The organism is Algoriphagus lacus (assembly GCF_003583985.1).
GTDB classification, from domain to species: Bacteria; Bacteroidota; Bacteroidia; order Cytophagales; family Cyclobacteriaceae; genus Algoriphagus; species Algoriphagus lacus.
The window spans coordinates 501,357-520,663 of record NZ_QXML01000002.1 but is presented as its reverse complement, the minus strand read 5'-3'; the positions used below and the strand labels follow the sequence as shown (position 1 = coordinate 520,663).

Below are 19,307 nucleotides of genomic sequence, written 5' to 3'. Positions count from 1 at the left end.
CCATCCTACACTGAAAATCTCTATTTTTCATTTCTGACCCTGAGAAATGAACCGGAATCAACTTGCCATCCTTCTAAGCCTTCTGATCGGAATCTCCGTGATCGGTTTTTTCTTTTTTGGAAGAGAAAAAGAAGTCGACTACAGTTCGGAGATCAAACCTATCCTCAACAAACACTGCATCACCTGCCATGGAGGTGTAAAAAAAAGTGGTGGATTCAGCTTGCTGTTTGAAGAGGAGGCCTTCGCACCGACTGAGTCCGGTCATCCGGCGATTATTCCCGGTGATCCCAATTCCAGCGAACTGATCAAACGCCTCACACATTCCGATCCGGAACTTCGGATGCCCTATCAACGACCCGCACTTTCGGAAGAGGAAATTGAACTGCTGAAAACCTGGATCAAACAGGGTGCAAAATGGGGAAAACATTGGGCCTATGAACCAGTAAAAGAACCCGAGATTACCAGCCAAATCCAATCTGCAGGTATCGGTAGTACAGACAGGGAAGCCAATTTGGCTCCGATCGACCTATTGATCCGGGAAAAACTTACGGAAAAAGGAATGATCCCTTCCATGGAGGAACAGCCACTCCGCCTTCTTCGCAGGGTGGCTTTGGACTTGACTGGCTTGCCACCTTCCGACTCGTTGGTTTCGGATTTTTCTGCCGGAAAAATCACCTATGAGCAAGCCGTCGACCAGTTGCTTTCATCCCCTGCTTATGGAGAAAAATGGGCGGCCTGGTGGCTTGACCTTGCCCGATATGCCGATACCAAAGGTTACGAACGCGACGTCTCCCGTACGATGTGGCCTTATCGGGATTGGGTGATTCGTGCGTTCAACGATGATAAACCTTTCGATGAATTCACCATCGAGCAGCTGGCCGGAGACCTGCTTCCCAATCCAACTCAGGACCAACTGACGGCCACGGCTTTTCATCGAAACACGATGAACAATGACGAGGGAGGTACTCAGGACGAAGAATTCCGGGTGGCTGCATTGTTGGATCGGGTCAATACTACCTATGAAGTATGGCAAAGTACTACCATGGCCTGTGTGCAATGCCACAGCCATACCTATGATCCGATTCGTCATGAGGAATATTACCAGTCTGCCGCCTTTTTCAACAATACCCGGGATGAAGATACCCATGATGAGGAGCCTAGACTTCGGTTTTACGAGGAAGCCCAACAAGGTCAAATTGAAGCAGTGCTCAACTGGACCAAAGCCCAGGAGGGAGAAAAAGCAGCAAAAATCCGGGGAGATTTCCTCAAATTCTTCGAGCCAAAATATGCTGCTCACCTAGCCACAGATTTCAACAAGGCCGAATTGATCGACACAAAATGGCTGGGACTGTGGCCGGGAGGATCTGCGGTGTATAAAAATATCGACACGCAAGGCTCCGACCAGATGCTACTGGACTATTGGACCGGAATAAACGGAACCCAAATGACCATTCGAAAGGACGGGCCGGAGGGAGAAGTACTGGCCTCTTTCGTGATCAATAAAACAGAAGGTGAAATCGTTCGGCAGATTCCTTTCAAGCCAGTTTCCGGGAAAGTCAATCTTTATTTTGAAGCTAAAAATCCTTCTGCCAAACCTCAGCAAAACACCTCAGCCATAGTCTGGTTTGCTTTTGTGCCAAGCTTGAAGGGAAAAGACAAACCGGGTTTTGCCCAAGTCCAAAACAGCTGGGAAGAACTCCTGAAATTTCGCGGAACAAGACTCCCAATCCTAATCGAAAATCCCCCTTACATGAGCAGGACAACTCAGGTATTTGAGCGGGGCAATTGGATGGTACCGGGCGACCAGGTCAAACCAAAAACACCTGCTGAATTTGGAGGCTGGCAGGAAAAGTGGCCTGCCAACCGATTGGGATTTGCCTATTGGCTGACTTCCGCTGAAAATCCACTGACTTCCAGAACGTTGGTCAACCGAATTTGGGATCAACTTTTCGGCAGAGGCATCGTCCGAACTTTGGAAGACATGGGCAGCCAGTCAGATCCCCCCACCCATCCGGAGCTGCTGGATTACCTGGCTTGGAAGACGATGAATGACTACGATTGGAGCATCAAGTCTTTGATCCGGGAGATCGTAACCTCTCAGACCTACAAGCAGTCTTCCGCAATTTCGGCTGAGGCTTACCGACAAGATCCCGACAATCAATGGTACGCGCGAGGTCCACGATTCCGGCTTTCTGCGGAGCAGGTCAGGGACCAAGCCTTGGCAGTGAGCGGCTTGCTCAGTAGAAAAATGTATGGCCCGGGAGTTAAACCTCCCCAGCCTGAAGGAATCTGGCAGACCGTTTACAATGGAGAATCCTGGACAGAAAGTGAGGGAGAAGATCGATATCGGAGAGGGATTTATACCTTTTTGAAGCGAACCAGCCCCTACCCTTCCTTTATTTCATTCGATGCGGGCAGTCGGGAAGTTTGCCTGAGCAAACGACTCGTCACCAACACACCGCTTCAAGCTTTGGTCACACTTAATGATCCAGTTTATCTCGAAGCCGCGAAAAATCTGGGAAAAAAGACCTGGGAAAAAAGCTCCGGAAATGCTGAGCGGGCAATTTCCCAAGCCTACGAGCAGTTGGTTCTGAGCCCGATTTCTGAAGGAAAAAAGAAAACTCTCCTCGAATTATATGCTTCCGCAAAAACTGAATTCACCCAAGACCCAAAGGCATTGGAAGAATTTTACCCGGGAGCAAAACCTGAAGAAGCTGCCATGGCGGTGGTCGCAAATGCTATGATGAATCTGGATGAATTTTTAACCAAGCCATAAGATGAACAGTCTGGAAAAACTCTTCGCCGAACTAGCGGTGCAAAAGCTGCAACACCAAACCCGTCGTCATTTTCTGATGGACTGTGTCAGCAAAATGGGTGGATTGGCTATGGCTCCTTTACTTTTTGGCTGTGAACCCGGAAAGCTTTCCAAATCCACCTCAGGCCTTCAATTATCGGAACGGGACTTGAATCCCTTGGCCCCCTTGCCTCCACCGTTTTTAGGCAAAGCCAAATCCATCATTTACCTCCACATGGCTGGTGCCCCATCCCAACTGGAACTCTTTGATTACAAACCCGAGCTTGCCAAATACCACGATCAGGCTTGTCCGGAGAGTTTGCTGGAAGGACGAAAGTTTGCCTTTATCCGGGGAGTCCCCAAAATGCTCGGCCCTCAGGCCAAATTTTCCCAACATGGGGAATCCGGGGCATGGGTTTCTGATTACTTACCTCATTTCGCCAAAGTTGCCGATGAGGTGGCCTTTCTGAAAGCCATGCACACCGATCAGTTTAACCATGGACCCGCTCAATTATTTATGCAGACGGGCTCGGCAAGGTTGGGAAGACCAAGCTTGGGTAGCTGGGTGACGTATGGATTGGGTACCGAAAACCAAAATCTTCCCGGCTTTGTGGTGCTGACTTCCGGAGGAAAAACGCCTGATGCAGGCAAAAGTGTCTGGGGTTCGGGATTTTTGCCTTCGGTCTACCAAGGTGTGCAATGCCGCTCCAAAGGCGACCCCGTTCTGTACCTCGAAGATCCCAGCGGGATGTCCCGTGATCTGAAGAAAAATGTCATTTCCGCCATTAATCAGGCGAATCAGGAGGATTTCGAGACGTTTGGTGATCCTGAAATTCTTTCCAGAATCAACCAATACGAAATGGCCTACCGGATGCAGATTGAGGTTCCCGAAGTCATGAATATCAACGACGAGCCGGAATATATGCATGAGCTATACGGGACCAAATCAGGTGAGGAATCCTTTGCCAACAACTGCCTCTTAGCCCGCAAACTGGTGGAAAAAGGCGTTCGGGTAGTTCAACTTTACGACTGGGGTTGGGACACTCACGGAACAGATCACGACGGTTCGATCGACATGGGACTCAGAAATAAATGCCGTGAAATCGACCGGCCGATGGCAGCCTTACTATTGGATCTTAAACAGCGAGGCCTCTTGGAAGAAACCTTGGTAGTGTGGGGAGGAGAGTTTGGACGGACGCCAATGCAGGAAAACCGGGAAGGTAAACAAATGGGCTTCCTTGGTCGGGATCATCATGTGGATGCCTTCACCATGTGGATGGCAGGCGGGGGAGTGAAAAAGGGAACCAGCTATGGAATAACGGACGATTTTGGTTTTGCCGGAGTCGATGAGCGGGTTTCAGTACATGACCTTCATGCTACGATTCTTCACCTGATGGGCTTTGATCATGAGAAATTCACTTATGATTTCCAAGGCAGACCCTTCCGATTGACCGATGTCCATGGGGAATTGATCCATTCTGTATTAGCTTAAAAATCCAAAATTGAATGCAAGGAGTCTTTACCCCACGTTGATTTATGTTTGATTTCCTCTGGCCACTTTTCGGCCGAATGCATCCACTTTTGGTTCACCTGCCGATTGGTATCCTGGTTTTTGGGATTCTGCTTTGCTTTCTTCCAAAAAAAGAAAATCACGACTTTCTCCCAACCATCCGACTTGCTTTTCTTTTGGGAGGAGTTGCCGCTTTAGTAGCAGGATTAAGCGGATTCCTCCAATATCAATTTGAGGGTTTTGCCTGGGAAGATGTCCAAATCCATTTGGTTGGTGGCATTAGTACTGCCTTGGGAAGTTTTTGGCTTTACGTTCAGGCAAAAAAATCAGATCGCCTGGACACCAAAATCAAAGTATCCGCTTTAGGGTTAGGCCTGGTTATGACCGTTACTGGACATTTGGGAGGAACGCTGACTCATGGAGAAAATTACTTTACTGAGGTCCTTCCAGCTGATTTTCAATCCCTTCTTGGAGCTGAAATCGAACCGGAAAAAGGTCCGCAGCTTCCCGAAGAAAACTGGGAAAATGCAGAGCTCTATGCAGAAGTCATTCAGCCAATCCTCAATAAAAACTGCAAAAGCTGTCACAATCCCAGAAATAAAAAAGGGGAATTGGACTTGAGCAACCTTGCCAACTTATTGAAAGGTGGTGAAGATGGATTGGTGCTGACTGCAGGTGACGCTGAACACAGTGCCTTGTTTGCACGGCTGATTTTACCGAAGGAGGACGAAAAACACATGCCTCCTTCCGAAAAGCCCCAACCCTCCAAGGAAGAAATCGCGCTGATAGAAAGCTGGATCAAGACTGGTGCAAAAGAAAATCAAACCCTGGCAGAAGCGGGGATTCCCAGGAAACTGATCGAGCGGTTTATCCTGAAAAATCAGACTCCATTTTACCCAATCACCCAGATGCAGCCCATTTCTGCTGATTCCTTGGCTGACTTGAAATCCTCTGGATTTTTTGCGGAAGCGGTGGAATCGGGATCGGGATTACTAAAAATCACCTGTACCAATTTCCCTGAATTCCAAGACAAAGACTGGGAAAAGCTGGCTCCTGTTAAACGCCGTTTGGCCTATTTGGACTTGGGCGGCACCCAAATGACTGATGTGTTGTTGGACAGCCTGGCAGGTTTACCCAATCTGACGGTTTTGAAGTTGAACAGCACTGCCATTTCCGGAAACTCATTGGAAAAATTGGCCCAATTGCCCAACCTGAAGCTGCTCTACCTGAATAAAACCCAGGTGAGTTTATCGCAGATTCAAGCCTTGAAGGCGAGCAAATCCCTGCAGAAAGTCTTTGCCTTTGATACGCCCGCCTCTACCGAACTGCCCAATGCGGGCAACCTTAACTTTCCATTTTTATTTGAAGCAGGCAATTATTCCCTTCCTAAATTACCCACAGATACAATCGTGTATTAAAAAAAATCCGACCACTTAGGGTCGGATTTGCGAATTAAAGCTTTTGGCTGATTTGGTCAGGGACAAATCCCATGGTCAGGGATCCGTCCGGATAGGTAATTATTGGGCGTTTGATCATGCTGGAATTTTCGATCAGAAGAGGCAAAGCTGTTTCCTTTTTCTCCAAGGCAGCTTTCTGGGAATCATCCATTTTTCGGTATGTCGTACCCTGTTTATTGACCAAGGATTCCAAGGTGGTTTTAGCTAAAAAGCCTTCCAGGAGTTCCTGAGTTGGTTTTTGTTTTTTGTAATCAATGAAGTCGTAAGTCACTCCCTTTCCTTCCAAAAAAGTGAATGCCTTTTTCATCGTGTCACAATTCTTGATGCCGTATACTTTGATTGCCATTTTTCTTACGGATACAATTCTTACAAGATCTCTTTGATGCTCTCCTCGTGTGCTTGGAGTATTTTCCCAATCAGCTCATCAGTCAGTGCCGTGGAAAGAAACAAACTTTCAAACTGGGATGGCGCCAAATACACACCGCGCTTCAGCATGGCTTGGAAATACTTGCCAAAAAGGGCAGTGTCGGATTTCTTGGCGGATTCAAAATCGGTTACTGACTCCTCTGTAAAGAACAGAGAATACATACTTCCCAACTGATTGATGGTGAAGTCATGTCCCAACTTATGGTTGATGGAAGCCATACCTGCAGCGATTTGCATCCCGATTTCTTTTAATCGGGAATAGACTTCAGGATGTGTATTCAGATAGTTGAGCATGGTCAAACCGGCAGCCATGGCTATCGGATTTCCGGAAAGTGTTCCTGCCTGGTAGACTGGACCGGCAGGGGAAACAAATTCCATGATTTCCTTTTTGCCTCCATAAGCACCGACAGGCATACCTCCACCAATGATTTTGCCAAGCGTTGTCATATCAGGAGTCACCCCGAAAAGCTCCTGTGCTCCGCCTTTCGCCAATCGAAAACCTGTCATCACCTCGTCAAAGATCAACACGATTCCTTCCCGTGTACAGATGTCTCTCAATCCCTGAAGGTATCCCGGCTTGGGAAGGCAAAGGCCCATATTTCCCGGCACAGGCTCCAAAATCAAGGCTGCGATCTCTCCTTTATTTGCAGCCACCAGCGTTTCGATAGCCTCCAAATCATTGTAAGGAGCCAATAGCGTATCCTTGGCGGTCCCCACTGTTACTCCCGGTGAATCGGGATTGCCCATGGTAATCGCACCGGAACCAGCTGAAATGAGGAATGAATCCCCATGTCCGTGGTAATGGCCTTCCATTTTGATGAATTTGTCGCGACCTGTGTATCCGCGGGCCACACGGATAGCCGACATGGTGGCTTCAGTTCCGGAATTGACCATACGGACCTTCTCCACCGAGGGCACCATACTTACGATCAGTTCGGCGATTTCCACCTCTCTGGCTGTGGGAGCTCCGAAGGAAGTCCCGTTTTCCATTGCCTTGATAACTGCTTCCCGGATCATCGGGTGATTATGACCCAGAATCATCGGACCCCAGCTGTTGATCAGCTCGATGTAGGAATTTCCATCCTCGTCGTAAAGAAATGCTCCGTCAGCCCGCTTAATGAAAATAGGTTCTCCACCCACTGCACGGAAGGCACGGACAGGCGAATTAACTCCACCTGGGATAAAGTTTTTTGCATGGGCAAAAAGCCGCTTGCTTTCAGTAATCTGCATGATTTAGTTTAATGGAATCAGCTCACCGGCTTCCAGTTTGAATACCGGAGCATAGCTGTTGTTGTTCGAATTTTGAAAATTGAAACCCCAGGTCAATTTGCCGGGCTGGAAGGCGTTTTGATTTAGACTTCTTCTGAGATCAAAGTCAAAGGTTACAGTTTCGTTTTCACCCAACCAGTAGACCAACTCCAATCCAAGAATAGCATTCAAGCTAGGAAAGCCCAAATACTGCTCATAAAATTGATCACGGAACTGATCAATCGCTTCAGAACCAAACTTTGGTGTATTGTTTGCGATGAAATAGAAGTTTGGAAACTCCAGCATTTCGTAGTTGGCAAAGTTGAAACCCAACCATGAATCCATCACCAAAACTGGAACCGAGGCAGTAATACTTTCCATCAGGGAAAAAACCGGCTGAGCGATGGCTGGATCGTCAGTCAACAAAATGATTTGATCAACGGCAGGATTATTACCTCTTCTCACTCCAATTCCCTGAAGAAAACTTGCTGCATTTCTTGGGTCAATTTTTTCGATTTTAGTCACCTGGAATCCTGCTTTCTGCAATTCAGTCTGAAGTAAAAGTCCCAACTTTTCATCTCTTGCACTTCCGCTGTATCCAACCGCGACCCGGGTGCCCCAGCGTTGAGATTTAAGACTGGATATGACTCCCGTGGAGAGGGAATTGACAGAAGGCCGAAACAAATAGCTGAAATCGGTCTGCTCAAAACGCTCTCCCAAATTCGAAAGTGGATGGATAAATGGAATCTGTTCTTTTTCCGCAAAAGCACTTACGAGATCACTTTCCTCAGGATAAATCGGGCCTATAATCACATCGGCTTGCTTTATTGTTGGATCGTTCAGGAGATTAGACAGATGATTCAAATCCCGCTTGGAATCAAAAGTCATCAAATTGACCTTTCGCCCCTCATTTTTGAGCTGATCGACACCGAATTCAATTCCCTGATACAACTCAAACATGAAATCGGTATATCCAATTCCTGAAATGGAAGAGGCTCCCGAACCTGTAAAGGGCAAAATCACCACCAGATCCAAGACGTCATCCTTTACTGGACTTACTTTTGGGTTTGTCGCTCTGATTTGATTCAAAGCTTCCTTTTCGCTGGCAGACATGATTGTTTGCTTCTGTAAAACAGCAGCGAGTGCCGCAGTGTAGCCTTCATTTGTCTGAAATTCATTCAGATTCGCCACCAAAAAACTTGCTGTGGAGTTGTTTAGGTACTCAAATGTCGCATTATAGGATTGCTTGAGGATTTGCTCGTTTTTAATGGTTTTGATTACCCGAAGCGCCTCTGGGTTCTGTTTATTCTTAAAATAAGCCACTGCAAGGAGGAATTTTGCCTCATCGGATTTGTTCCACGTTTTGCTGTAAATCGGCTGCAAGGCAGAGATGGCCTGCATCGGCTGATTGGCTCCAAGAGCTGCCTCTGCCAAATGAAACGCCGCATAATTGGCCAGATTCCCATATTTCTCCAAATCGGTAAAAGGCTTGAACCCATTCATAGCAGCCCAATAGTCTTTGGCAAGCAGCGCTGTTTTTGCTTTTTGGTAATCCTCAGGAACGCCTTGGGCATTTGATAGATGGAATGAAAAAAGTAGGAAAAGGAAAATGAACAGTTTACGCATGATTCCGGGAGAGTGACAGGATGATTGACGTACGAGCAAATTTAAGCCATTATTTCCAAACCCAAAGATTGTGCCTCAAGCCGGATACAAATCAAAAACCCGAAGATTCGGCTTCGGGTTTTGAATTATTCAATATTTGAATGAAAATCCAAGGCTATTGAAGCCCCTTTCATTCAATAAAGTCGGTGGATCCTATTTTTTTAACAAGTTCAAGAAGCCTTTCCTCATTTCCCCGGTCTTGGGAAAATTCAAAATCCAATAATAAGTTCCTTCCGGCAATGCACGGCCTTGGTATATGCCATCCCATCTTTCTTCGGGATTTTCAGTGGAGAAAATCAAGGACCCACTTCTTTCGAAAACCTGTACTCTGGCACCCTCTGAAACACCCAAAGCCGAGATACCCCAAGTATCATTGATTCCATCACCGTCTGGCGTGAATGTATTAGTCACCTCGATATCGCTGATCCGTACAAATTCCGCTTTCAGTTGAAACGCTTTTTCTATGGTATTTCCTCCCCGATCTAAAACTTTGACCAGGATTGAGTATTGGCTTTTGATTTTAGGTTTTCCTTCATTTTTCCAAGAAAGGGAATGGCCATTTATCCTAAAGAGGTTATTGTCCAAACTCCCCTCAACCAAAGTAATATCATGCAGGTCGTCAACTTTGTCCATTACCGTGAACTTTCCGATTTCAAAAACAGACTTTGAAGACCCCGGCTCAAACTTATTATTGCTTAAAAGAATATCATCCGGAGCAGGCTTAGGCAAGACAGTGAGTTTTTGTATCGGTTTGCGCATTTCTGGATTGAGAATTCCTTCTGGCAATTCGAGAATTCCAGGCAATGAACAAGTTCCTTTGGCCAATAGGTTGAGTTGACTTGTCTCCCAATTTACAGGCAATTCCAGAATCTGTCCATCCTTTGTAAGTGCTGAGACATGCGAAGGAAGATTAGGCAAGACAGCCCATGGTGTTTCAATTTCCTTGGGATCCATGATAGTAGCCAACTCGGCTGGGAAAATTTCAAAAAGCCCTTCTTTAAAATCAATCTCATAATTGGGACTAGCCTTCAAATCGCCCGAACCAATCACATATTTGCCAACTTTCTCTCCGGCCTGTCTTATAATATTTCCGGAAAGAACCTTTGAAACTTCCTGCAAATCCAAGCCTGAAACTTGGAAAGTCAATTCGGGATCCTCGCTACCAAAGATTTTTTGTTTTCCTTGAGCCTCCAGAACCACCACTCTTTTGGTAATCTCAAAATGACCCGGAGTAAATTCGATTTCATAATTCCCTCCAGCATCCAAAGTACCTTGATTGATTTGGTATAAACCAACATTCTCTCCCGGTTCACGGACCAATTCTCCCGATAGAATTTCCAGATTGTCATCGTATTTAAAACCGGATAGGGTAAATCCCAGCTTCTGATCCTCAGAACCAAAAGTTTTCTTTTGATTGGCTATAACAGATACTTTCAAGGGAGCTGGTTCAATCGTCAAAACCTGCTCAAGGGGAATTAAATCAGCAATATTATACGTGTTTGTAACTTCTGCTTTGATTTTGGTAGTTCCAGCTTTCAAAATCATCGCCATATTTCCCTCAATTTTAAGTATTGAAGGATCTTCGGCGGAATAAATTACCTTCTGACCCAAACGATCCACTTCTTCTCCCAAGATGTAATCCGGATCTCCATAGGTTTTCACCAATACCAATGGAAAATTAATTCCACTGGGAATTTTTGCAGATTCAAGTCCAGGAATGGGATTTTTTCCCTCTTTCAGGTTTACCGGATCGTATTTAATTGCTTTAAGAAAAGGATAGGAAATCAAAGGCTCTAATGCGGTTGGTTCCTTGATTTCCCAGATTTCAGTAAAATTCCAGGCTCCAGACTGCAAGGATTCTTTTCCCTTAAGTGACTTGGTGTTGATTCCAGAGCCTCCGCCTGAGTTGGCATCCTGTCCGGTTTTTTCCACATCCCAAAAAGAATCCATAACGGAAACTTTTGACTCTGCCCAACCAAAAAGGCCTCCGGCTTTGCTTTTTGCGACGACATGCCCAGCGGCATAAGAAGTCCGGAGAATTGCTCCGCTTATTCTACCAACCAAGCCTCCCACAACTTCATTGGCAGAAATATTGGAAACACTGTATGAATCTTGGATCGAATTATTGGAATAAGAATGAAAAAAGCCCACTAATCCGCCCGCTTCCATGTTTGCATTGACACTCCCTGAGGCAAAACTGCGACTTAAATTAGTCTGGTAGGCATTTCCTGCAATTCCTCCGACACCTCGGAATCCTGAAATTCCCCCAAGTGAAAAACTGTCAGCAATTTCCGAATTACCGATGGTCCCAACCAATCCTCCTACATAGTATTTCCCTTCTACTCGCCCGTCAAAGGAACAATTGGAGATTTTAACTTTTATTGCTATACCCAATAAACCGCCAATATCACTTGCTCCCCAGATTTTGAATCTGCTCAAATGAAGGTTTCTAAACTGAGCATTTCCTGCTTTTTTGAAAAGTCCGATAGTACTCTCAGTTGGTCTGTTTATTACCACGTCCGAAATCGAGTTACCATTGCCGTCAAATACTCCCATAAAATTCGCAATTGGAATCCAGCCCATTCCGGAATTGGCATTGGACCCAGCGAATTGGTCGTATCCGGGAGTGGTTCTATCCAAGTTTTCAACTAAACGAAATGCCGCAGATTGCTTGTCCTTGATAAGAGCAAGTTGTTCCCAGGTGCTAATTCTGTAAGGATCCTCCTTGGTACCTTTTCCTCCTGAGAATTGAGCAAAGAGATCAGAAGCATTCAGAAAATGAAAACCAAAAACCAAAACCATCACCTTAAGGGAAATTCTATACACAAAAAGAATCTGCATCAAATCCACCACTCTACTTATCATGGATAGAAAACTATTGACAAACAATTCAACCTTTGACCCGTGATAAGCCATCATAGAAAATATACCCCTTTTCATCTCTCTTATCTTTATTTTTTGGAAACAAAAACAATAATATCAAGTCGATTTTCAATAAGTTAAACAACTTATGTAAAGGAGAGGCTTAGCTAGTTTATTATCAAAAAACAGGTGTTTCAAAAACAACTTTTGAAACATATTATGTGATCAAATAATTTTTACTTTATTTGAAATACATTTTTCACCAAACAATAGAATTATTAAAAACGGCGGTGAATCATAGTGCTTTTATAGGAGAACCGTATTAATGTAATATAAAACACCAAAAAAACATTAAAAAATCACTCTTGATCTATTGGATAAAAAAAATCAAATTAACTAACTCGAAACATTATTATATAATTTTAAAATATACAATAAAACAAAAAGCCCGTGTTCCAGCAAACACAGGCTTATGTAAAAAAATCAACAAACAACCCAATCTATTTTCTTTCTAGGCGGCCTCTGCCAAGTAATTTTTCCAATATTCACTCGGGCATATTCCAATCTCCTTTTTAAACACATTGAAAAAGGTGGTCCTGGAGCTAAAACCAGCCTCTTTTCCCAAGGCATCCAAGGTGTACAAATCAAGGTAACCCTCTTCAATCCTTTCCTTGGCGTATTCTACTCGATACATATTAGTCAATTCTTTGAATGTATGACCGTAGAGTTTGTCAAGAATTTGAGTTACAATCCTTGCTTGGACTCCAAGCTTTTTCGCAAAATCCCCAACGGTCAAACCTTGCTGTTGATAAATTTTTTCAAGAACCAGAAGCTTATAGATTCTCTTAGTCAACTCCAATTCGTCAAAGTACTCAAGGATATCTTCAGCTTTAGATTTTACTTCACTATTAGCTTCTTCAGCTTCCACTAACTTGGAGGAAACTGAAAAAGTCAATTGGGATTTTTCAGGAGTTTTAGACTTTGCAAAAACGTAGATAACTTTTACAACCACAGCTAAAATCACTATGCTCAAACCAAAAAGAGTTAGTGTGCTGAACAATTCCATTTGCTTTACCTAAGATTTATTTATCCTTAAAATCTAACTTTTGAAAATTCCTTTTCCCCGTATTTTATCCCCCCGTTTTTATTCGGCGGACAGGAGGTTTTAGGGTTCTTTTAAACTGATGGAATAAAAATAATATAACAAACTACACCTTACATTCTACCTGCTCCAAATTGTAAATGAATTGCAAAATCCAAAAAGGCATAAAAAAACCAGGCCTTTTAAACCTGGTCTTCTCAATTTATTTCACTTATGAATCAATAACTTACTCCCATTCAATTGTTGCCGGTGGCTTGGAAGAAATATCATACACGACTCGGTTGACTCCTTTGACTCGGTTGATGATCTCATTAGACATTTTACCCAAAAACTCATAGGGAAGGTGAATCCAATCTGCTGTCATCCCATCAACTGAACCTACGGCACGAAGGGCAACTACACGCTCGTAGGTACGCTCATCCCCCATTACACCAACTGACTGAATCGGAAGGAGGATTGCTCCAGCCTGCCAAACCTGATCGTAAAGGCCATGATTTTTTAATCCTTGGATGAAAATATGATCTACTTCCTGAAGGGTTTTTACTTTCTCCTCAGTGATATCTCCTAAGATACGGATCGCCAAACCTGGTCCGGGGAAAGGATGACGGCCGATAATCGTCTCCACAATTTCCAAAGCTCGACCCACCTCACGAACCTCATCTTTGAAAAGGGTATTTAAAGGCTCAACTACAGAAAGCTTCATGAAATCCGGCAAACCACCCACATTGTGATGCGATTTGATTGTAGCAGATGGCCCTTTTACAGAAACAGACTCAATGACGTCTGGGTAAATCGTACCCTGTCCGAGCCATTTTACACCTTCGATCTTGTGTGCCTCGTCGTCGAAAACCTCGATAAAAACTCTTCCTATTGCTTTACGCTTCGCTTCTGGATCAGTCAGGCCTGCGAGTGCATCGTAGAAACGCAGCTTGGCATCTACCCCGATCACATTCAAACCCATGTGCTTGTAGGAATCTAGCACTTCTTCAAACTCATTTTTGCGAAGCAGACCATTGTCTACAAACACACAAGTCAATTGGTCACCGATAGCCCGATGGATAAGAGTAGCAGCGACGGAAGAATCAACTCCTCCTGAAAGTCCCATCACCACTTTATCCGAACCGATTTTCTTTTTCAGATCTGCTACGGTAGTGTCGATAAACGTATCCGAAGTCCAGTCCTGAGAACAACCGCAAATTCCAACCACGAAGTTTCTCAGGAGATTTTTGCCTTCCAAGGAGTGCGTAACCTCAGGGTGAAATTGGATTCCGTAAGTTTTTTCACCTTCAACTTTGAAAGCCGCTACCCGTACGGATGAAGTACTGGCAATCACCTCAAAACCAGCCGGAAGCTCCTTGATAGTATCTCCATGGGACATCCACACTTGGGATCCATGGGTCATTTCCTTTAATAAATCGTGATGAAGATCGATATGATCTAGATTGGCGCGACCATACTCACGAATAGTGGATGGCAAAACTTCACCTCCGTATTTACTGGCTAAAAGTTGTGCCCCATAACAAACGCCCAGTACAGGCAACTTGCCACGGAATGCATCTGTATCCACGTCTGGGGCACCCGAATCGCGAACAGAGCAAGGCGAACCGGAAAGGATGATTCCTTTGATGTCCGAGGTAATGTTTGGAACCTTATTGTAAGGATGAATTTCACAGTAAACATTCAGTTCTCTAACTCTTCGGGCGATGAGCTGGGTGTACTGAGAACCGAAATCGAGGATGAGGATTTGTTCTGCCATGCGCAAAGGTAAGCAGGCTAAACGGCTTGCTGAAATGCGGCAAAGAAAATTTGGGGGAAGATTGAAAGATTAGAAAATTGGAAAACTGGAAAATTATGAAAACCAAATAATTAACGATTCTGAAAAGCTGATTTTGGATTATCTTCCAAAAGCAACTTCAAGTCTTTTTCTGTAAAACCTTGGGGTTTTAGCTCAGGAATCAACTTTTCAAAAATATTGGTAAAGGGCTGAAAATCTCCACCTCCTGCTTTAGCTGGATCATACCAACCAGCATCGTGTGAAATCAATACCCGATTTAAGATTCCTTTTTCCTTGGCAAAAACCAGCCGCTCCACATAGGGTTCAATTGCCCAACCTATGCCATCCAAACTAATCCAAACGCCCATTTCGGCAGCTTTGCGGTAATTTTCAAAATCTTTTTCGGCCTGTGCATGAACCCAAACAAATTCCGAAGGCTTTACTCCCATTTCTTGCAGAATCTTCACTTCCTGTGCCGCAGTCTTCCAGGTTCCGGTGTGGGAAGCAATCGTCAAACCTGTGTTTAAGTGTGTGATTGCAGCGGCACGAACGAGCTTTTGATCAGTTTCCGAAAGTGTATCTGCTTCGTTGACAGAAATCTTGATAAATCCCGGCTTGATGCCTGTACCTTCGATTCCGTTTTCAAATTCAGCGACCCATCGCTCGGCGAGCTGCTCGGCAGATTCGGTTTGGACAAAGTCAGGAAGGTATTTCCCCCCAACTGCTCCATAAAATCCTGTGTTGGTCAAAATCTGAATTCCTGACTTTTCACTCAGCGTTTTCAAAAGCAACGGATCCTTGGCCAGATAGCTTGGTGTGCAATCCAGAATGGTCTTTACGCCATGTTCTTTGACTTGCAAAAGGTAAGGAAGCACTTTAGCCACCACTGAATCCCGATTCCATCGATCCGGGCTGATTGAATCTGCCCCGATAAAATCCACCAACATGTGCTCATGAATCAGCGTCAATCCAATCGAATCGATGGATATCGGTCCGGTGACTGTATTGATATAATCGTCAATTTTATTTGAAGGAGGATTTTGACAAGAAGCTAAATGGATGCTTAAGAAAATGAAAATCAAAAACTTGGACATAAAGTGGGAATTTGAATCTGGTCCTAAGGTATCGGTCGATCTTCAATTTTTCAATTTTGGAATCTTCCAATTTTTCAATCCTGCCTTAATTTCCTTATTCCACTTCCTCCGCTCCAAAAAGTGTTTGCAGCTCCACCGCATGGATGCCTTTTTCCTCCTGGAGAAATTTCCCAAACACTGCCGTACTTCCGTGTGTGAGGTACACTTTTTCGGCTTCTGTGGCAGTAATCGCCGAGATTAATCCCTCCCAATCGGCGTGATCCGAAAGTACAAATCCCCGATCTGCAGCTCTTCTCCTGCGGGTTCCTCGAACTGCCATCCAACCCGAGCAGATTCCTGTTCGGTAAGGGGAAAACTTCTTCATCCAAGGTGTCCCCATGGCCGAAGGAGGTGCGATAATCATGGCTCCTTTGAATCGTGACTTTTGATGTTCCTGGGTCACTTTTGGCACTTCTCTTATCGGAATTCCACTGGCAATCAACGCTTGATTGGTATTCCAGATGGCTCCATGGACAAAGACTTCGCCAATTTCCCGGTTGAGGTGTTGGATGATCCGTTGGGCTTTCCCCAAGGAGTAGGCAAAAAGAACCGAATTGCGACCCTCGGAAGCATTAGCTTTCCACCAGGCGTTGATTTGTAAAAAAATCTCTGCCTGAGATTCCCATTTGTAAATCGGCAGGCCAAAGGTACATTCCGAAACAAATTCGTGGCATTTGACAGGCTCAAAAGGCGTGGAAAGTCCGTCATTCTCGACTTTGTAATCTCCGCTGACTACGGCAACCTTTCCTTGATATTCCAGACGGACTTGAGCCGATCCAGGAATATGTCCGGCTGGATGCAGGGAAATTTCCACTCCACTGACCTCCAACTTTTCATTATAATCCACTGTATGAAGACTGATCTCCGCTCCTAACCTCAGCTTCATCACCTCGGCGGAATCCCGATGCGCCAGGTAATGCTTCATTCCCCATCGGGCATGATCTGAATGTGCATGGGTAATCACAGCCCGTTCGACAGGCCTCCAAGGATCAATGAAAATCCCTGCAGGAGGACAAAACAGTCCGGAATCGGTAAGTTCAAGCAGATTCACTAGTTTGAATTGGAGATGTCTATTGCCTTTATTGGCTCAACTCTGGTTAAGGATTTTACGGAAATTAACCTTTTGAATTAAATCTCTTCTGGAAATTTCCCTGATTTCGCATAGGTGAGTCGTGCAAGCTTTCTGCCGACATGATATTCATCCAACCCGGAAACGGTCACAGTTTCAAGCGCATTTAAATCTAAGGAACCATCGGGACGCAACCCTTTCTCATCCAAAAAAATGTGGTCAATCCCTCCAATCAATAGCACCGTTTGATTGATTTTTAAAGTTTGAGTTTCCACCAGACTGCATCCTAACTGCACAGGACTACCAAGAACAAATGGTGCAGAAAAATCCTCCTTATATTCTTCCTGTAAGCCTGTCGCCTCAAACTCACTTTGTTCCCAATCGGCCGCAGTCCAGTGAGCCTCCTTGAAAAATTCGGGAGTGACATGGTTTAGAGTGAAAAATCCTGTTTCGAGAATGTTTTCCAATGTATCCCGCTTAACAGTATGAGGACGAAACAATATCCCAACCAGAGGAGGAGAAGCTCCAATATGAAACACTTGTGAAAAGGGAGCAAGGTTGGAAATTCCTTTTGTGTTCTTAGTCCCGATCAGATTTAGGCTTTTATAGCCGGAAAGGCAATTTATCAGGTTCCTTCTAAAAAAGGAGTCTTCTTCCTTGATCTGATCCAGACTAAAATGCCGCATCACATTGAAATTGCTTCGTCAATGGTATCACAATACTTGATATCCAGTTGGTTAATGATATTGTCCGGATAAGTTTGCAGGATCTGGTTTTTGGCGATTTGCACCATTTTCTCAAACCACTTCTCAGCAGGAAGTATTTTCCGGTGAGTTTTCACCCCATACTCCAGCATTTCCTTTTTCCAGTGAATAAAATACCACTCCATCGTAGGCTGGTGAAAAGCTCTCAGAGCACGCTTGTCGAAGATGAACTTTTCAAATCCACCGGTTTTCACGATTTCTCCAATCTGTCCAAAGGCTATCTTAAAATCTTCAATAGGCACGTAATCTGTCAAGAGCTCACAGATTACTGTTTTTTTGTCCCGATTTACCCATACTCTGGCATAGCGCTGCTCAAAGGCTACCACAAAGTCCTGGATCTCGGAAGAGTTTATCGTTGAGTTCATTGCTGAGTGGGTTTAATAAATGGAGTTTTTGTTTCTGGAGGTAGCATGCGAGACTTCCTCCTTGACTTCAGTCAAGCGAGCTTCAAGATTGGAAGCATATTCAAGCGTAGTTCGCATCATATCCTGTTGGGATTGAATTTGCTCTTTCAGGCGACAGAGTTCCTGATTGACTTCTGCCAATTTTTGCTCGTAATGATGTTTCAGCCTTTCTTTTTCGAGTTGGGCCTTCCTCAATTCTTCCTTAAAAAGCAGGAATGATTCAGGTGGAGTCTTCATATTCACAGATCTTTCATCTCGGGACCGTACCCGCAATACAGACAAGTAGGACAGGGTAATTGTTTTAAATTATTTTAGATTGGACATTCCTCCATCCAGGTGCAGGATCTGCCCGGTCATCCAGGATGACTGAGATGACAACAAAAAGACTGTTGCGTTAGCAATGTCCTCAGATGTACCGATCCTGCCAAGTGGGTGACGCTTATCTGAAGCTTCTTTTTTCTCAGGTGTGGAAAGCAAGGCTGAAGCTAGGGGAGTTTCAGTGAGTGAAGGCGCAATGGCATTCACCCGGATCTTGGAAGGCGCCCATTCTGCAGCCAATGATCGGGTCAATCCTTCAATGGCACCCTTTGCTGATGCAATGCCGGCATGAAATCCCATCCCTGTCTGCACCGCAACAGTGCTGTATAAAACTACAGATGGGGCAGCGGATTTTTTCAATCCTTTCAGGCAAGCCTGAAGTACTCTCACGGCTCCATAGAAATTGACTTCCATTTCCTGCTTGAAATCCTCGATCGAAATCCGATGAAAGGGTTTAAGATTGATCGTGCCCGGACAATATATCAGTCCGTCGATAACTTCAGGGAGATTTGGAATCTGGTCAAAATCTTTAGCTGTATCCAAAGCCGTGGTTTCTTCACCACTTTTGGAATACAAAAAGAGATTTGCACCAGCAGCTCGAAGCAAATTGGCTGTGGCTTTTCCTATTCCGGAGTTCCCCCCTACAATCACAATATTCTTTCCTGTCATGGACATACAATTTTCTTATTAAATCAAAATGAGACGCTTTTGTTTGCATTACTAACAAAAAAACCCTGCTTTTTTGAGCAGGGCATAAAGTTGGTCTAGCGAGTAGGCTAAT

Annotated in this window: 15 protein-coding genes; 3 read left to right on the top strand and 12 right to left on the bottom strand. The window is 44.6% G+C overall.

Annotated features, from left to right (window positions below; all coding sequences use genetic code 11):
* Positions 1 to 46: 46 nt before the first annotated feature.
* The 3 genes from D0X99_RS06415 to D0X99_RS06405 are packed head-to-tail and all read left to right on the top strand — an operon-like array spanning position 47 to position 5,722.
* On the top strand, positions 47 to 2,776 hold the full coding sequence (locus D0X99_RS06415; RefSeq protein ID WP_119476803.1) for a DUF1553 domain-containing protein: 2,730 nt from the start codon (positions 47 to 49) through the stop codon (positions 2,774 to 2,776).
* Between the two features lies 1 nt (position 2,777).
* Complete coding sequence (locus D0X99_RS06410; protein WP_119476802.1) at positions 2,778 to 4,286, top strand: DUF1501 domain-containing protein; 1,509 nt, start codon at positions 2,778 to 2,780, stop codon at positions 4,284 to 4,286.
* A 44-nt stretch (positions 4,287 to 4,330) separates the two neighbouring features.
* The gene (locus D0X99_RS06405; protein ID WP_119476801.1) at positions 4,331 to 5,722 is read left to right on the top strand and encodes a c-type cytochrome domain-containing protein; all 1,392 of its coding nucleotides are present in this window, start codon (positions 4,331 to 4,333) and stop codon (positions 5,720 to 5,722) included.
* Between the two features lie 34 nt (positions 5,723 to 5,756).
* Here the strand turns inward: D0X99_RS06405 and D0X99_RS06400 are convergent, their stop codons facing one another.
* The 12 genes from D0X99_RS06400 to D0X99_RS06345 all read right to left on the bottom strand — a co-directional run bounded on the left by D0X99_RS06400 (position 5,757) and on the right by D0X99_RS06345 (position 19,195).
* On the bottom strand, positions 5,757 to 6,107 hold the full coding sequence (locus D0X99_RS06400; protein ID WP_119476800.1) for a Spx/MgsR family RNA polymerase-binding regulatory protein: 351 nt from the start codon (positions 6,105 to 6,107) through the stop codon (positions 5,757 to 5,759).
* Positions 6,108 to 6,127: 20 nt separating this feature from the next.
* The gene (gene hemL, locus D0X99_RS06395; protein WP_119476799.1) at positions 6,128 to 7,417 is read right to left on the bottom strand and encodes a glutamate-1-semialdehyde 2,1-aminomutase; all 1,290 of its coding nucleotides are present in this window, start codon (positions 7,415 to 7,417) and stop codon (positions 6,128 to 6,130) included.
* Between the two features lie 3 nt (positions 7,418 to 7,420).
* Positions 7,421 to 9,061 (bottom strand): ABC transporter substrate-binding protein, encoded by a 1,641-nt coding sequence (locus D0X99_RS06390; RefSeq protein WP_119476798.1) that lies wholly within the window; start codon positions 9,059 to 9,061, stop codon positions 7,421 to 7,423.
* Between the two features lie 192 nt (positions 9,062 to 9,253).
* Positions 9,254 to 11,965, bottom strand: coding sequence for an MBG domain-containing protein (locus D0X99_RS06385; protein ID WP_158587679.1), 2,712 nt, complete (start codon positions 11,963 to 11,965; stop codon positions 9,254 to 9,256).
* Positions 11,966 to 12,473: 508 nt separating this feature from the next.
* Positions 12,474 to 13,028, bottom strand: a complete 555-nt coding sequence (locus D0X99_RS06380; RefSeq protein ID WP_119476796.1) for a helix-turn-helix domain-containing protein — start codon at positions 13,026 to 13,028, stop codon at positions 12,474 to 12,476.
* 262 nt (positions 13,029 to 13,290) lie between these two features.
* Entirely contained in the window at positions 13,291 to 14,820 is a 1,530-nt protein-coding gene (gene guaA / locus D0X99_RS06375) for a glutamine-hydrolyzing GMP synthase (RefSeq protein ID WP_119476795.1), read from the bottom strand.
* Between the two features lie 110 nt (positions 14,821 to 14,930).
* The gene (locus D0X99_RS06370) at positions 14,931 to 15,932 is read right to left on the bottom strand and encodes a phosphotriesterase family protein (protein WP_119476794.1); all 1,002 of its coding nucleotides are present in this window, start codon (positions 15,930 to 15,932) and stop codon (positions 14,931 to 14,933) included.
* Positions 15,933 to 16,026: 94 nt separating this feature from the next.
* On the bottom strand, positions 16,027 to 17,022 hold the full coding sequence (locus tag D0X99_RS06365; protein ID WP_119476793.1) for a ligase-associated DNA damage response exonuclease: 996 nt from the start codon (positions 17,020 to 17,022) through the stop codon (positions 16,027 to 16,029).
* A 77-nt stretch (positions 17,023 to 17,099) separates the two neighbouring features.
* Entirely contained in the window at positions 17,100 to 17,726 is a 627-nt protein-coding gene (locus D0X99_RS06360; protein WP_119476792.1) for a flavin reductase family protein, read from the bottom strand.
* Complete coding sequence (locus tag D0X99_RS06355; protein WP_119476791.1) at positions 17,726 to 18,169, bottom strand: hypothetical protein; 444 nt, start codon at positions 18,167 to 18,169, stop codon at positions 17,726 to 17,728. Before D0X99_RS06355 ends, D0X99_RS06360 begins: the two co-directional genes overlap by 1 nt.
* 12 nt (positions 18,170 to 18,181) lie before the next feature.
* Positions 18,182 to 18,445 carry a hypothetical protein gene (locus D0X99_RS06350; protein ID WP_119476790.1) on the bottom strand — a complete coding sequence of 88 codons (264 nt, stop codon included), beginning with the start codon at positions 18,443 to 18,445 and terminating at the stop codon, positions 18,182 to 18,184.
* Positions 18,446 to 18,514: 69 nt separating this feature from the next.
* Positions 18,515 to 19,195, bottom strand: coding sequence for an SDR family NAD(P)-dependent oxidoreductase (locus tag D0X99_RS06345; protein WP_119476981.1), 681 nt, complete (start codon positions 19,193 to 19,195; stop codon positions 18,515 to 18,517).
* Positions 19,196 to 19,307: the final 112 nt, after the last annotated feature.